At 35.8% G+C, this 14,991-nt stretch carries 15 protein-coding genes and 1 CRISPR repeat array; of the genes, 11 read left to right on the forward strand and 4 right to left on the reverse strand.

The genetic code is table 11. The features are described 5' to 3' along the window. Positions 1-228 precede the first annotated feature (228 nt). The 7 genes from cas1 to argS all read left to right on the forward strand — a co-directional run bounded on the left by cas1 (position 229) and on the right by argS (position 7,562). Entirely contained in the window at positions 229-1,143 is a 915-nt protein-coding gene (gene cas1 / locus AC3B6B_RS05790) for a type II CRISPR-associated endonuclease Cas1 (protein WP_489757739.1), read from the forward strand. A 44-nt stretch (positions 1,144-1,187) separates the two neighbouring features. After that, on the forward strand, positions 1,188-1,511 hold the full coding sequence (gene cas2, locus AC3B6B_RS05795) for a CRISPR-associated endonuclease Cas2 (protein WP_489757740.1): 324 nt from the start codon (positions 1,188-1,190) through the stop codon (positions 1,509-1,511). Continuing rightward, complete coding sequence (csn2-St, locus tag AC3B6B_RS05800) at positions 1,508-2,530, forward strand: CRISPR-associated protein Csn2-St (RefSeq protein ID WP_489757741.1); 1,023 nt, start codon at positions 1,508-1,510, stop codon at positions 2,528-2,530. Before cas2 ends, csn2-St begins: the two co-directional genes overlap by 4 nt. 19 nt (positions 2,531-2,549) lie before the next feature. Continuing rightward, positions 2,550-3,574: a CRISPR direct-repeat array (repeat unit 36 nt; unit sequence GTTTTTGTACCCTTAAAGATTTAGCAATAGAAAAAC). A gap of 167 nt (positions 3,575-3,741) precedes the next feature. After that, positions 3,742-4,002 carry a SemiSWEET family transporter gene (locus AC3B6B_RS05805; RefSeq protein ID WP_489757742.1) on the forward strand — a complete coding sequence of 87 codons (261 nt, stop codon included), beginning with the start codon at positions 3,742-3,744 and terminating at the stop codon, positions 4,000-4,002. A gap of 23 nt (positions 4,003-4,025) precedes the next feature. After that, positions 4,026-5,372: a hypothetical protein gene (locus tag AC3B6B_RS05810; RefSeq protein ID WP_489757743.1), complete on the forward strand. Its 1,347-nt coding sequence runs from the start codon at positions 4,026-4,028 to the stop codon at positions 5,370-5,372. 79 nt (positions 5,373-5,451) lie between these two features. Further along, positions 5,452-5,574, forward strand: coding sequence for a hypothetical protein (locus tag AC3B6B_RS05815; protein ID WP_489757744.1), 123 nt, complete (start codon positions 5,452-5,454; stop codon positions 5,572-5,574). A 284-nt stretch (positions 5,575-5,858) separates the two neighbouring features. Continuing rightward, positions 5,859-7,562, forward strand: coding sequence for an arginine--tRNA ligase (gene argS / locus AC3B6B_RS05820; RefSeq protein WP_489757745.1), 1,704 nt, complete (start codon positions 5,859-5,861; stop codon positions 7,560-7,562). A 216-nt stretch (positions 7,563-7,778) separates the two neighbouring features. Here the strand turns inward: argS and AC3B6B_RS05825 are convergent, their stop codons facing one another. Further along, positions 7,779-8,645 carry an RluA family pseudouridine synthase gene (locus AC3B6B_RS05825; RefSeq protein ID WP_489757746.1) on the reverse strand — a complete coding sequence of 289 codons (867 nt, stop codon included), beginning with the start codon at positions 8,643-8,645 and terminating at the stop codon, positions 7,779-7,781. A gap of 43 nt (positions 8,646-8,688) precedes the next feature. Between AC3B6B_RS05825 and AC3B6B_RS05830 the strand changes: the two genes are divergently transcribed. The 3 genes from AC3B6B_RS05830 to AC3B6B_RS05840 all read left to right on the forward strand — a co-directional run bounded on the left by AC3B6B_RS05830 (position 8,689) and on the right by AC3B6B_RS05840 (position 12,280). Continuing rightward, a complete protein-coding gene (locus AC3B6B_RS05830; protein WP_489757747.1) occupies positions 8,689-10,797 on the forward strand; it encodes a transglycosylase domain-containing protein in 2,109 nt (702 codons plus the stop codon). Between the two features lie 15 nt (positions 10,798-10,812). Further along, positions 10,813-11,154, forward strand: coding sequence for a YlbF family regulator (locus tag AC3B6B_RS05835; protein WP_489757748.1), 342 nt, complete (start codon positions 10,813-10,815; stop codon positions 11,152-11,154). A gap of 169 nt (positions 11,155-11,323) precedes the next feature. Beyond that, positions 11,324-12,280 (forward strand): 3'-5' exoribonuclease YhaM family protein, encoded by a 957-nt coding sequence (locus AC3B6B_RS05840; RefSeq protein ID WP_489757749.1) that lies wholly within the window; start codon positions 11,324-11,326, stop codon positions 12,278-12,280. 141 nt (positions 12,281-12,421) lie between these two features. On the opposite strand, the gene AC3B6B_RS05845 is transcribed toward AC3B6B_RS05840, so the two are convergent. The 3 genes from AC3B6B_RS05845 to AC3B6B_RS05855 all read right to left on the reverse strand — a co-directional run bounded on the left by AC3B6B_RS05845 (position 12,422) and on the right by AC3B6B_RS05855 (position 14,171). Next, positions 12,422-13,345: a peptidylprolyl isomerase gene (locus AC3B6B_RS05845; RefSeq protein WP_489757750.1), complete on the reverse strand. Its 924-nt coding sequence runs from the start codon at positions 13,343-13,345 to the stop codon at positions 12,422-12,424. Between the two features lie 110 nt (positions 13,346-13,455). Then, the gene (locus tag AC3B6B_RS05850; protein WP_489757751.1) at positions 13,456-13,728 is read right to left on the reverse strand and encodes a hypothetical protein; all 273 of its coding nucleotides are present in this window, start codon (positions 13,726-13,728) and stop codon (positions 13,456-13,458) included. After that, positions 13,725-14,171 (reverse strand): HIT family protein, encoded by a 447-nt coding sequence (locus AC3B6B_RS05855; protein ID WP_489757752.1) that lies wholly within the window; start codon positions 14,169-14,171, stop codon positions 13,725-13,727. The genes AC3B6B_RS05850 and AC3B6B_RS05855 overlap by 4 nt, the downstream gene beginning before the upstream one ends. Positions 14,172-14,262: 91 nt before the next feature. Between AC3B6B_RS05855 and AC3B6B_RS05860 the strand changes: the two genes are divergently transcribed. Then, positions 14,263-14,991: an ABC transporter ATP-binding protein gene (locus AC3B6B_RS05860; protein ID WP_489757753.1), complete on the forward strand. Its 729-nt coding sequence runs from the start codon at positions 14,263-14,265 to the stop codon at positions 14,989-14,991.

Consider the following 14,991-nt stretch of genomic DNA (forward strand, 5'->3'; position numbering starts at 1 on the left):
CTTATATGTTTGAATGTTCAAGCGACTTAAAGTTTTTCTATTGCTAAATCTTTAAGGATCTACAAAAATAAGGGTTCATCCCGAATTTATTGACTGCCTTTGGCAGTCATTTTTTTTACATAAAATTTTCCAATGTAGAAGTTTTCTTAATTTTTGACAAAAAAAGATTGTCAAAGAATAAAATAAGCCTTATCATGAAAGCGATAACACTAAAAAGAGGCGTTTATTTTGGGTTGGCGGATCGTACATATTAAAGAAGGAGAATTATTGCGACTTAAATTAGATAATGTAGAAATTGTCAAATTATCTAAAACAATCTATATTCCGTTATCTGATATTAATACCATTATTTTGGAAGGCAATCGCACCACGATTACAACCAAACTGTTGGTGGGTTTAAGTCATAATAATATTGGCTTAATTATTTGTGATGATAAATATTTACCAGTAGGCATGTATCTGCCATATGGTCAATACCATCATTCGGCTCAAAGAGTAATTGCTCAAGCTAATTGGACTAGTCAACAGAAAGCTAGAATGTGGAAACAGGTCATTGCACAAAAAATGCTGAATCAAATTGCATTTGCCCGTTACAAGGGAGTGGAATTAGAACGCTTAGAAATGATGGAACAATTGGTCATGGAATTAACCGATGGTGATTTAACTAATCGTGAGGGTCAGGTAGCTAAAGTTTATTTTGATTCGTTGTTTGGCAATTCATTTACTAGAGATGCTGAGGTGTTAGTTAATTATGCAATGAACTTTGGTTATGCAATTGTCCGCTCCTGCGTGGCGCGGTGTGTGGTAGCCGATGGCTTAAGTTCAATGTTAGGCATTTTTCACCGAAATGAATTTAACAGTTTTAATTTGGCTGATGATTTAATGGAACCCTTTCGGCCATTGATGGATTATTGGATTGATCAACAAGTCTTGTCAACAACCGACTATTTGAGTTATGAGGCGCGGATGAGCTTAATTAATTTTATGAATCAAGAAATGTTGATTAGCAATAAGAAAATGACGATGGATCATGTGATTCAGAAATTTGTGCAATCGTTTGTGACCGCCATGAGTACAGATGATCCACAAGCTTTGTTGACGATTAGCTTGCAAGATTTTATTCAGGCAAATAGTATTAAGTAAAGTTTTTTTGTGGAATTAGTATCGTTAATTTATAGGAGGATCAGGTGAAATATCAAAATATGCGCTTACTTTGTATGTTTGATTTACCCATGGAAACAATTAATGAAAAACGGCAATATCGAATTTTTCGCAAAGAGTTAATTCGCAATGGTTTTACCATGCTACAATATTCAGTTTATTATCGTACTTTACCCAATCGTGCAGCTGGTAAAAAATATGAACATAATATTCAGGCTTTTTTGCCTAATCATGGTGAAGTTCGCTTATTAGCGGTTAGTGAGAAACAATTTGATGATATGAAAATTTTAGTTGGTAGTCGCAGTAATCAGGAAGCCTTGGTAGGTAGTAAAAAGCTGGTGCAAATATGAATTTACAAATTGAGTATCAAGACCAGCAATTTGTGGAAGCTGACTTAGACCAAATTCTTTATTTCGTGGGTCCTAATCATGATATGCTGTGGAAAATATTTCGTAGTTTTTATTTTTATCGTCAAAAGTTGGATGTTTCTGAGGCCAATATTTATGGTGAAAATGGTATTGAGTTACTGATTGATGATCATTTAATTGATTTAAAACATAATCACTTTTATTTTATTAATAGTCGTCAAGCGATTTATCAGCAAGTTATCTATCATAAACCATCTTTGTTCTTTGATTATCTGAATCAAAAGGAAAACGAAGTAGCTGTTACTCAACATTTAGAGCATATTAACAATGAATTATATCAACTATCTTTTTTACTACAGGATTATGTTGATGATTTTGCAGATAGTCTGCAAGTGGATTTAAGGGATTTAAATTATTTAGAATTGTTAAAAAATAATTTGGTAGTCGGTTATCAAGAAAATCAAATCATGACGCCAATTGAATTGATGAGTACTGATGAATTAGTGGATGAGTATCTCAATTTAATTACGGCTGTTGCCCAACGAACTGCTGATAAAATGTGGTTAATTATGTATAACCCTACGAGTTATTTATCAACTGATAAAATTGAAGAATTAGTAACTAAGTTAAAACAAATTATGCTTCAAACTAATTTACAAGTTATTTATATAGCGAATGATTTTCAAGGCGTCAGATTAGACAGTGCTGATATTCATAAAATAATTTTGGTTGGTCCTCATATTGAACAATTACCACCATTTGATGTTGTTATTCAAAGTCTAAAAAATCATTATCCCAATATGATGAATTTGTCTAATCAGCAAATCTTAAAATCTTTAGCCCAGTTACTACCCTTGATAGGTAGTAAGCGAGAGGTTGCATTATCATCAAAAGATTTGGTATTATTAAAAATAATAAATGATTTGCTGGATTATGAGACGTCATTTAATTTAGAAGATTATTTATTAACTGATGCAGAAATCTCTTTTTTGAAAAATTAATGATTATTTTCAATTTGAGGTTTTTGTACCCTTAAAGATTTAGCAATAGAAAAACAGGTACAGCCTACTCGGTCTTTGGAATACAGTTTTTGTACCCTTAAAGATTTAGCAATAGAAAAACATATTTTGCTTATTTTCCTTCTTTAACTTAGTTTTTGTACCCTTAAAGATTTAGCAATAGAAAAACTGAAGACCATTACATTATTGGAATATCAAAGTTTTTGTACCCTTAAAGATTTAGCAATAGAAAAACAGCTTAATAGTAGTAAGTTAAAGAGGTGAAGTTTTTGTACCCTTAAAGATTTAGCAATAGAAAAACGATGGTATCAATTCAAGTTATAATCGAACAGTTTTTGTACCCTTAAAGATTTAGCAATAGAAAAACCAAGTATATTATAACATGGTTATCAAGAATGTTTTTGTACCCTTAAAGATTTAGCAATAGAAAAACTATCAAGTGGGTCTGAAAAATCGTGAAGCCGTTTTTGTACCCTTAAAGATTTAGCAATAGAAAAACAGCAGTTTCTTCTTTTTGCAGACCTTGTGTGTTTTTGTACCCTTAAAGATTTAGCAATAGAAAAACAAGAGAGCGTTCAACTCTCTTCTTCAGGACGTTTTTGTACCCTTAAAGATTTAGCAATAGAAAAACCCAAACTCCGAGTAGGATTCAATGCCCATAGTTTTTGTACCCTTAAAGATTTAGCAATAGAAAAACTCCATAATCACAAGCTAAAACTTGTTTGTTGTTTTTGTACCCTTAAAGATTTAGCAATAGAAAAACCATGAAATGGGCAAGAAGCCATGATAACAAGTTTTTGTACCCTTAAAGATTTAGCAATAGAAAAACTGTAACCCATTTGTGGCTGAGCTTTGCCTGTTTTTGTACCCTTAAAGATTTAGCAATAGAAAAACACTATCTTTCTATCATCACTAATACTCTCTGTTTTTGTACCCTTAAAGATTTAGCAATAGAAAAACAAGTGCTTGGCAGTGATGCTTTTGTGTAGCGTTTTTGTACCCTTAAAGATTTAGCAATAAAACAACTATTTTTATTAAAACTCATTGATTGTAAAAATAAAACAAATTTTATTCTATAAGTACAATTGTGAAATCAAAGTATTGCTATTTGCTAATTTAAACAATATGCACTATGATGAAATTACGCTTAAAATAAAAGCGCTACCAAAAGATCTATCACGGGAGATGTTTATTTGAAATTTGAGAAAGTCATTACTGTTTTAGGATGGATTGCTTCTATAACTGCCATTATTATGTACGTAGCGTATATTCCACAAATTATTAACAATTTACACGGTGTGAAAGGAAGTCCGATTCAACCGTTGGCAACAGCTTTTAACACATTGTTGTGGGTAATATATGCACTATGCAAAAAAGATCGTGATATTCCACTAGCATTGTGTAATGGTGCGGGAGTAATTTTTGGTTTGATTACTTTCTTAACAGCTTTATAAAAATAATTTAGAAAGGATTAGTTATGAAAACTATTAAAATTAGTGATACCTCTAAAAAAATCAAAATTAATGTGCCAGTTGTTTTTTCAGTTACAGAAGATCTCTCAGGCGATTTGTGGTTAGCTCATGATCAAGAAAATCATGAAATTATTTGTCAACGCTTACAAAAAGAAACTGATAAATTTATAGCAATAGTGTCTTTTGCACAAGGTGATGTTCAACTGCAATTAGATCATGTCTTGGAGCCTAGTGAAGTAGATGGTATTCAGGAGATCACATCAACTCAAGAGACGGATACTTATGTTCATTTGAATACAGGTGTTTTTGATTTGGAATTGTGCCGTGGTAATGCTCAGGGAGAGGGTTCCTCCAAATGGGGGTTACGTCATTTTAAATCAGTTCAGGAAGACAAAGATTTATTGCCATCAGGTAATAATGCGATGGGCGGATTTTATGGTCCATTCTTTACCCCTGATAATGGTTTAATCAATCCTGCGGAACACTTGATTGTAGATATTCAGGCTTTGGAAGACGGCCCAATTTTTAAAAAATACCGTCTATCTGGCAGAATTCCTGACGGGTTAAAACCGGAACTATATGGTAAGCATTTTAGCTTGGATTGGTCTTTTTATTATAATGTTCCGTTCTTTTCACGGGTTTACCATGTGGATCATTTTCAAACAACAGTTAATCACCGTTCCATTACTGATAAGATTACCGTCGGTGATGAATTTGAAAGTGGAATCGGTCATCAAGTGTTTGATCGCTTTATTACCGATAGTGGCGTTTGGTATCGTGCCGGTGATCCGTATGCCAATGATTTGGCTGATAAGGTTCAAACGTTAGTTAATGATGGTCAAACGCGAGGAACAGCTTTTGAAAAGTTTCGGTCTTTGTTGACTGGCGATATGGCATCAGCACATTGGGATTTATATTGGCGGTTGTTTTCAGTTTGGGAAAATGCTTTGGAGCTCTCGGAAGATGAAGCACAATTGGCAGATATTCGAGCTCAAGCATTTGTAGAAGCCGAAACTAACGATCGACCATGGACTTATTCACAGCAACCAGTCGATGTTAGCCAGGTAGCTGATCAAACTATCTTTGCGGGACCAGCAACTAAATCAGCCGAAATTAATACGCAAACGCATCAAGCAATGATTTGGCAAACTGCGCAAGCAGCCGGTGCTTTTCAAATTGTTCAACGTCCTAATTCCGGTTGGCAGAATTGGGGTACTAACGGTGAAAATGAGTGTCCCGCTTTGCCGACCAATACTTTGATTCAGACAGCTTATGGGCCTTTCGAGGATAATTGGCAAGACGTTGCTGATAGTTTGGAAGCTTTAGCAAAAGTTGCTGTACAAGTTCAATAAAATAGTTCAAATGTTTTTGCTTGACATCCTAATATGTTCTGAGTAGAATAAGCAGAATTATATCTAGGAGGTAATGAGCATGAAAAAATTACGCATTCAACTTGATACAGCTTCACAAACGTTCATTGCCGTTGATCCCAGCAGAAATGTCAGTGGACAAGGCAAGACAATTCAAGAAGCTATTATGCATTTAAAACATTAATTAAAAACTATTTTAAAGGTTACTAATTTTTACCGTTGCTTGAAAATTTAACTTGAATCCTTTAAAATGAGTTTTGCAGAGAGTTAAGGTACATTTGGTTGTTTTAGTGAGGTCTTGTGAGTGTGAAAAGGCTACAGTCAAGTACCGTCGTGTCTTTGTGTTTTTTAAAATATGTTTAAATTAAAGTGGATTACTAATCAATTAGAGTGGTACCGCGGGTTAACTCGTCTCTTTCATATTTAATATGAAAGAGCTTTTTTTATGTTATGGAGGATCAGATAATTATGGATTTACAACAAGCCAAAGTAAGCATCCAAGAAGCCTTGCAACCAAATTTAACGAACAGTGATTTGACTGCTGACCAAATTTTGAATTTGATTGAAGTGCCGAAAAATACGCAAATGGGTGATTTTGCTTTTCCAACTTTTCAATTAGCCAAACAGTTACATCAATCACCAGTGGTCATTGCGCAAGATTTAGTCAAACAAATTGATCCAAATGTCTTTGCTAAGGTGGAGGCTAAAGGACCTTATGTCAACTTCTTTTTACAGCGTCCAGCCGTAGCACAAACGACTCTGCAACAAATTCTTAATGAACAATTGAATTATGGTGCAACGAAACAGGGCAACCAACAAAAGATGGTGATTGATATGTCATCACCTAATATTGCAAAACCGATGTCGATGGGCCATTTACGTTCCACTGTAATTGGTAATTCTTTGGCCAAAATTTTAGCCAAGTTAGGTTATCAACCGATTAAGATTAACCACTTGGGTGATTGGGGCACGCAATTTGGTAAACTAATGGTGGCTTACAAAAAATGGGGTTCTGAAGCAGAAGTTAAAGCTGATCCGATTACCAATTTACAAAAATATTATGTTAAGTTTCATCAATTAGATCAAGAACACCCTGAATTAGATGATGAAGCGCGAGAATGGTTTAAAAAATTGGAAAATGGTGATGCTGAGGCTACGCATTTGTGGCAGTGGTTCCGCGAAGAATCACTCAAAGCTTTTACCAAAGTTTATGACGAATTGGGAATTAGCTTTGACTCTTATAAGGGTGAAGCCTTTTATAATGATAAAATGGACGAAATTGTTGATTTATTGGAACAAAAAGGTCTATTGCAAGAAAGCCAAGGGGCCGAGATTGTTGATTTAGGTGAACAATTACCACCAGCGATGATTAAAAAGTCTGATGGGGCTACTTTGTATATTACACGTGATTTAGCAGCGGCTTTATACCGTAAGCGAACTTACGATTTTGATAAAGCTTTTTATGTTGTTGGTAGTGAACAGAGTGTGCACTTTGAACAATTAAAAGCAGTATTAGCTAAAATGGGCTTTGATTGGGCAAAAGATATTGAACATATTAAGTTTGGTTTAATCACTTCGGGTGGTAAAAAATTATCTACACGAGCAGGCCGGGTGATCTTATTAGAAGACGTGTTGCATGATTCGGTGCAATTGGCCCAAAAACAAATTGCCGAAAAAAATCCTAACTTAGCTAATCCAGAGCAGGTCGCTCAAGAAGTTGGTGTCGGTGCTGTAATTTTTCATGATTTAAAAAATAATCGGACCGATAATTTTGATTTTCAATTAGATGAAGTCGTGCGTTTTGAAGGTGAGACTGGCCCTTACGTTCAATATACTCATGCACGAGCAATGAGTATTTTACGTAAGGCAGATTATCAAGCCCAAACTACAGAAATAACAGCCGCCACTTTAAATGATGAAGCTTGGGACATCGTCTTAACCTTAGCCAATTTTCCTAAAACGATTCAACAAGCTGCTCAACAAAAAGAACCTTCAGTCATTGCCAAGTATGCATTAAAGTTGGCTAAGTCGTTTAACCATTATTATGCTCATAACAAAGTTTTAGTGGATGATGACCAATTGCAAGCACGCTTAAACTTGGTGCAAGCACTAGCTTGGGTTTTGGCAGCTGCCTTAGACTTATTAGGGGTTAAAGCACCTGATGAAATGTAATTAAAAACTTTATCTAAGCAGCAAAATATAATGTAAAATTAAGGGTGATTGGGATAAAAAACTAGTCTACAATTAAGACTAGTTTTTTTAAATACTTCAAAATTCAAATTTTTGTTGTTAAAAATGCTAAACTACAAAATAAAATTCTTTTTTAAAATTTATTGCAGTTGGTAGTTGATTGCTCTATGACTTTGGTCCTAACCGCATTTTATCTAATTAACTAGTTAAGTCTAAAAAATCTGGCGGAATTTTGGTGGTAACTGTCTGTGTTTGCCAATCAAAGGGTTTTTGGTATTGTAATTGGTAAGCATGTAAATACATTCTGGAAGCTTTCAGTGGACTGTACAAGGGATCACCTAGAATTCCCACTCCTACAGCTTGTAAGTGAACGCGAATTTGATGGGTTCGCCCCGTTGTTAATTGTAGTTGCACTAAAGCCCAGTTTTTATTATGTTGTAAGATTTGATAATGTGTGCTAGCAAATTGGCCTTTGGGATCAATGCGTCGTTTGCGAGGATCTAAAGGATCACGGCCAATGGGAGCAGTAATAGTTTGAGTTGAGGGTAAAGTGGAACGATAAGGAATCACGGCCACATAAGTGCGTTGGAGTTGTTTCAAGGCTAATTGACGCTCAATAATAGGGACGATTAAAGGATCCTGCCCAACCATGATTAACCCACTAGTCAACATATCTAGCCGGTGTAACATAAGTGGTGGGCTTGGCAAAATAGCGGCTAAATGGTTAAATAAAGTATGAGTTTCTAAGGGTTGATTGGGATGTGTTTTAATACCGGCAGGTTTATCAACAATAACTAAATCTGAATTTTGAAAAATAATTGGACAATTGGTTGTCAATTGGGCTGAATAATGTTGCGGCGTGAGGTTGGTATTAAAGGCCAAATCAATTTGTTCGCCATTATGAACTAATTGATTGAAATAACGATAATGATGATTCACAAAAATTGAACGCTGTGTTCGTAGTTCGTGCTGCCACTTACGTGGTAAATACCAATTGTTTAACAATTGACGAATAGTGAAAACTTGCGGTGCATGTTGTAGAATTAAATGACGTTCTAATATCAATGAGTTACTCCATTTTTTGAAAAAATTAGGTTTGAGGGATACGATGAAACACAGTGAAAAATTTGACTGGTCTGCCGGAATCAAGTATTTATTGGCACAAATTGGTCACGGACTCCATTATATAACGAAACGATTCCACTTGTTACGGTGGTTATTGTTAATTACGATGACCATTTTTTTGGTTTTTAGTGCAATTTTAACTTTTAAGGCGAAAACTGCTAACGTGAGTCATTTAAAAGCTTCTTTACAAACGACAACCACTATTATGGACGTCGACAATCATAAAGCTGGTTCGTTGTATTCACAAAAAGGAACGTATGTTGGTTTGCGGCATATTTCAAAAAATATGCAAAATGCGGTAATTGCTACTGAAGACCGCACTTTTTGGACCAATCATGGTTTTAGTCTGAAAGGTTATGCTCGTTCGGCGATTGGCTTATTACTTCACCATCAAATTGTGGGTGGTGGTAGTACTTTGACACAACAATTAGCGAAAAATGCTTTATTAACGCAAAAACAAACTTTAACTCGGAAAGCAGAAGAATTTTTCTTAGCCGTTGAAATAAATCGTGTTTATAGTAAACAAGACATCCTTTCCATGTATTTAAACAATGCTTATTTTGGTAATGGGGTGTGGGGAGTCGAAGATGCTTCCAAAAAATATTTTGCTGAATCGGCCAGTGAATTATCGCCAGCACAAGCAGCCACTTTAGCGGCTATGTTACGTAATCCCAGTTTTTATGATCCGTATCGCCATCCAGATAATTCTAAAGCTCGCCGCAATTTAATTCTGAATTTAATGGTGACTAACAAGACTTTGTCGAAGCAACAAGCCCAGATTAATCAACAAACGGCCTTAAGTTTAGATGATGGTTATCATAAACAAAGTGGTTATCGCTATCCTTCTTATTTTGATGCGGTCATTTCTGAAGCAGAAAGTCGTTATCACTTAAGTGAAAATCAGATTTTAAATAAGGGTTATACGATTTATACTAGCTTAGATCAAACCGTGCAACAAAAGATGCAAGCTAGTTTTGATAATGATTATCTCTTCCCGCAAAGCGCTAGTGATAATACTTTATCACAAGGTGCCTCTATTGCATTAAACCCGCAAACAGGTGGTGTTAGTGCAGTTGTTGGGGGACGTGGTCCGCATGTCTTTCGTGAACTTAATCGAGCTACACAAATGAAACGGCAGCCGGGTTCAACAATTAAACCATTAGCGGTTTATACCCCCGCCATTGAAAGTGGTTATAAGATTGATTCACCATTGCCTAATCAAGTGACGAGTTTCGGTAAAAATCACTATACGCCGACGAACGCTGATGGTTCTTATACTACTGAATTACCATTATATCAAGCACTCAGTAACAGTGAAAACGTGCCAGCAGTAGCTTTGCTGGATAAAATTGGTGTGAAAAAAGGCGTCGCTTCAGTGGAAAATTTTGGGATTAAAGTGGCTAAAAGTGATCAAAATTTAGCCTTAGCCTTAGGCGGACTACAGACCGGAGTGACACCTTATCAGATAGCGCGGGCTTATACAGCCTTTGCGAATAATGGTAAGTTAGCTAGTACGCATTTTATTACGAAAATTGTGGATGCTACGGGAGCCGTGGTTGGCCAAGATGAGCAAACCGCGTCTAAACCGATTATGAGTAAAAAGACTGCGCAAACAATGACTAGTTTGCTGCTGAATGTCTATGATCAAGGAACCGGCGCCGTCGCTAAACCAGCAGGTTATCAATTAGCGGGCAAAACTGGTTCCACAGAAGTACCACAAGATTATGGTAATGGTACGAAGGATCAATGGATGGTGGGTTATACACCGGATATTGTTGTGGCTACTTGGGTCGGATTTGACCGAACTGATCGTCAACACTTTTTACAAGAGGGTAGTGAGCAAGGAATTGGGCCCTTGTTTAAGAATGAAATGACGAATATTTTGCCGACTACTAAAAATACTAGTTTTGAAGTCAAAGATGCTGCTCAAATGGTGCAGCAGCAAAAACATCACGCAACTGGTAATTGGACCCAAGGATTTGGTGATAATTTGAAGCACAAAGTCCAAGATACGATAAATAATTTTAATAATGCCAAACAAAGTGTCAGTCAATGGTATAATCAGATAAAAGGTCGCTGGGGCCAAGAATAATAAGGAGAATTTAGTATGGTTAATGTGTATGATACTGCTAATCAATTAGAAAAAGATTTGCGTCAATCAGAAGAAGTTTTAGGATTACAGGCTGCTTTTAATCAAATGAAAGCTGATCCGATGGCTTACCAAATGTTTCAACAAATGCAAACAATGCAGGATAAATTACAGCAAAAGCAAGTTAATAACCAAGAAATTACGGATGATGAAATTAAACAACTGCAAACTCTGTCTGGTCAATTAGCTAAATTTGATTCTGTACAAAAATTGATGGACCAAGAACGTAAAATTAATGCGATGATGGAAGAATTAAATAAAATCATCTCTAAACCGATTGCTGATATTTATAATAGTTAATCCCAAAAAACGATACCTTGGTGGGTATCGTTTTTTTGTTATCTTGAGTTTATAGTTTAGTCACCTGATTAGACGATTGCATTTAATGGTGACGTTTATTAAACTAAGCTTAATCAAAAAGCTAGGGTGTTCTTTGTTGTATTTTAGATTAGAAAGAGGATGAAACATAGTGACTGATAAATTAGCTGCTTTACGCACTGGCGATACAATAGATGCTCCGGTTTTAATTGAACAAATGCACGTGCGTACTGCCAAGAATGGTAAACAATTTTTAGATTTAGTATTTGCGGATACTTCTGGTAAAATTTCAGGTAAATATTGGCAAGCTAGTGCAGAAGATGCCCAGAATTTTGTAGCGGGACAAATTGTCCAGTTAAAGGGGCAGTGTGAAACTTATCGTAATATGTTACAAATCAAAATCGAAAGTTTAAAGTTGACACCACCTGATAGCTATTCCGTTTCGCAATTTATGCAGCATGCACCATTAAGCAAACAAGAGTTACAAGATCAAATTAACGAATTAATTTTAGAAATTACCCAACCCCATTGGAATCGCATTGTCCGGCACTTAATTAATCAGCACCAAGATAGTTTTTTTGAATATCCTGCAGCTAAAAGCAATCATCATGATTATGCAGGTGGTTTGGCTTTTCATACTGTTAGTATCGCGCGATTGGCTAACAATGTTTGTCAGCAATATCCGCAAGTTAATCGTTCATTGTTAATTGCGGGAACCATTTTACATGATTTGGGTAAAACTCGAGAATTAAGCGGTGCTGTTAATACCCAATACACGCTTGAAGGTAATTTGTTAGGACATCTAGTGATTATGGATGCGGAAATTGTGGCGGCTTGTCAGCAATTAAAATTGGATACCGAAGCAGAGGATATTGTCTTATTAAGACATATGGTCATTGCGCATCATGGCTTGCTAGAATATGGTTCAGCTAAGCGTCCCCAAATATTAGAGGCGGAAATTTTACATGCGCTGGACGAATTGGATGCGACGATTACGATGGTTACCAAGGCTGAACGTAAAATTCAACCCGGAGAATTTAGTGAACGGATTTTTGGCTTGGATAATCGGCGCTTCTATCGTCCGCTTGAGCATACCACTAAGGATTAAAAAGGGCATTGAATTGAGACTTTGCCCCCAATGTTTTTTGAAGAAGCTGGTAAGCTATAATTAAATGATTTTATCGTACAAAAAAACGCATCGCAGTTTGTTCACTGAAATGCGTTTTTTTGTAATTAATATTTAGAACTCTTATTTAGAACCACTAGTGGATTTAGCATTATCTTTCTTGTTATTGTTAGATAAGAATCCAGACAAGACGTTCTTTAAGTCGTTATCTTTGATAGAAATATCAGAACGCTTCAAGACTTTCGTGATCACTTTTTGCATAGTTGCTGAATCATTCATCCGAGAAGCATAAATTTGATTCTTCAAAGTTTGTTCATGTTGCTTCATAGTACCTTTAGCTGGACGCTTAACCATCTTAATGACATGGTAACCGTAAGATGATTTGACAGGTTCTTTAGTATATTGACCTTGCTTTAATTTTAAAGCAGCTTTCTTAAAGTTAGCATCTAAAGAAGTGTCATTGTTATTGAAGGCTGGTAATTTACCACCTTTATTCTTAGTACCAGTATCTGTGGAGTACTTCTTAGCTAATTTATCAAAGCTTTGACCAGCATCTAATTTAGAGATTACTTCTTTGGCTGTTGCATCATCTTTAACCAAGATATGTTGTACTGTAACTTTTGGTGTATATTTTGCCCATTGTTTCTTTAATTGCGCATTAGAAATGTTGGTTTCCTTGCGAATGGCCACTTTGGTTAACAGTTGGGTCCGAATGGTATCTTTGAAATCACTCGCATCCATACCATTTTGTTGTAACAATGTATTGAATTGAGAACCATATTTATTCTTATATTGGTTAAATTCTTTGTTAACTTCTTTATCGCTAACTTGTTTACCATATTGTGACTTCAAAGCCTGAGCAATCACCATTTGTTGCAATTGCTGTTGTCCAGCTTGAGATTTTTTCATTTTTTGGTAAAGCTGTTCTTGAGTGATTTTACCACCCTTCATAGTTACCACAGCCTTATTGCCGGAACAACCAGCAACTAAGGTAACGGAGAATAAGGCAACTAAAGTCAAGATCCATTTACTAAACTTTTTTGACATAATCTACTTACACATCCAATCTTATTTTATCTTGAATTAAGATAACAAATACAAAGATAACACATTTATTATCTTTTTCCTACAAGTTAAATTATAAATTCATTAAAAAATCACAATTTAGTCGGAAAATCTTGCTGTAACTGTTTCAATTGTTGTTGTAATTGTTGCAAATCGGCAACAATGGGTTCTTTGCCCTGCATTAAAGTGGTTTGTAAATCTTTGAGGATCGGTAATGATTCGTCAGTTAATTGTTGCTTCAATTTTTTGAGTTCCAAATTTAAATTCTTCCAAGCAGCGATGCGCGGACGTTGTTGTTGCATAATTCTGTTGGCTCCAGCGAATAAACCAATGCCTGTTAATAAACCGAGGTTAAAACTTTTCATGCTTCATCTCCAAAATTCGTTTGAATAGTTGTGGCGATCTGATCTAACTTAGCAGCATCATACTGATCAGTATTGTCTGCCCATTTCATAGAAAAGCCGTCTTCTTCATTATAACGCGGAATTAGATGAATGTGGGAGTGAAAGACTGATTGATAAGCAATCTTGCCGTTGTTAATACAAATATTCATGCCCTGAATTTTCGGATCAAGTTGTTTAATCGCGCGGGCAATTTTGGGAATTCGGCTAAAGACCAAACTGGCCTGTTGGCTATCATAATCAAAAATATCTTTAATATGTTGCTTGGGAACAACTAAAACATGGCCTGGGGTGACTTGTGATAAGTCTAAGAAAGCTTTAACGACATCATCTTCATAAACGGTGTGACTGGGAATTTCCCCAGCAATAATTTTGCAAAAAACACAATTTGGATCTAGGTTGGTCATGATTTATTCCTCCTTAAGAATAAAAAATTATATCGGGTTAATTTCATGCTATCATAAATACAAAGCAATAACAGAGGGTAGGTAAAATTTTATGGCTTTAGTAGTAGAGCATTTAACTGGGGGCTATGGACGTATCCCGGTGATCAAAGATGAAAGTTTTACAGTGCGATCTGGAGAGACGGTAGGGTTAATCGGTTTAAACGGTGCCGGCAAATCAACAACAATTAAACATGTCATTGGTTTGTTAAAGCCACAAAAAGGGACGATTAGTTTAAATGACACTCAATTAGACCAAGACATTACCGCTTACCGCAGCCAAATTGCGTATGTCCCAGAATTACCAGTCTTATATCCTGAGTTAACTCTGAAAGAACATTTGGAGTTAACGATGATGGCTTATGATCTAAATCATGAAGCTGCTTGGCAAGATGCAAACCAATTACTCAAAACTTTTCGTTTAGCTGATAAGTTAGATTGGTTTCCGATCAATTTTTCTAAGGGAATGAAGCAAAAAGTGATGATTGTTTGTGCTTTCATGACTCAAGCGAAGCTATTTATTATTGATGAGCCCTTTACAGGCTTAGATCCGTTAGCTGTGAACGATTTATTGAAGTTGGTACAAGCCAAAAAACAAGCGGGTGCGGGAATTTTAATGTCCACACATATTTTGGCGAATGCTGAACAAAGTGCCGATCGTTTCCTTTTGTTAAATCATGGTCAAGTCAAAGCTCAAGGCACCTTGGCTGAAATTAAAGCCCAATTTGGGGCGCAGGATGATAATTTAAGTGACTTGTATTTACGTTTGGCTGAGGAGGGCTAA

The sequence above is a fragment of the Bombilactobacillus sp. ESL1197 genome, assembly GCF_058107145.1.

Coding starts and splice junctions, on each gene's coding strand:
- csn2-St (WP_489757741.1), top strand. CDS start 1,508: ATGAATTTACAAATTGAGTATCAAGACCAGCAATTTGTGGAAGCTGAC.
- AC3B6B_RS05810 (WP_489757743.1), top strand. CDS start 4,026: ATGAAAACTATTAAAATTAGTGATACCTCTAAAAAAATCAAAATTAAT.
- AC3B6B_RS05815 (WP_489757744.1), top strand. CDS start 5,452: ATGAAAAAATTACGCATTCAACTTGATACAGCTTCACAAACGTTCATT.
- argS (WP_489757745.1), top strand. CDS start 5,859: ATGGATTTACAACAAGCCAAAGTAAGCATCCAAGAAGCCTTGCAACCA.
- AC3B6B_RS05830 (WP_489757747.1), top strand. CDS start 8,689: ATGAAACACAGTGAAAAATTTGACTGGTCTGCCGGAATCAAGTATTTA.
- AC3B6B_RS05835 (WP_489757748.1), top strand. CDS start 10,813: ATGGTTAATGTGTATGATACTGCTAATCAATTAGAAAAAGATTTGCGT.
- AC3B6B_RS05845 (WP_489757750.1), bottom strand. CDS start 13,345: ATGTCAAAAAAGTTTAGTAAATGGATCTTGACTTTAGTTGCCTTATTC.
- AC3B6B_RS05850 (WP_489757751.1), bottom strand. CDS start 13,728: ATGAAAAGTTTTAACCTCGGTTTATTAACAGGCATTGGTTTATTCGCT.
- AC3B6B_RS05855 (WP_489757752.1), bottom strand. CDS start 14,171: ATGACCAACCTAGATCCAAATTGTGTTTTTTGCAAAATTATTGCTGGG.
- AC3B6B_RS05860 (WP_489757753.1), top strand. CDS start 14,263: ATGGCTTTAGTAGTAGAGCATTTAACTGGGGGCTATGGACGTATCCCG.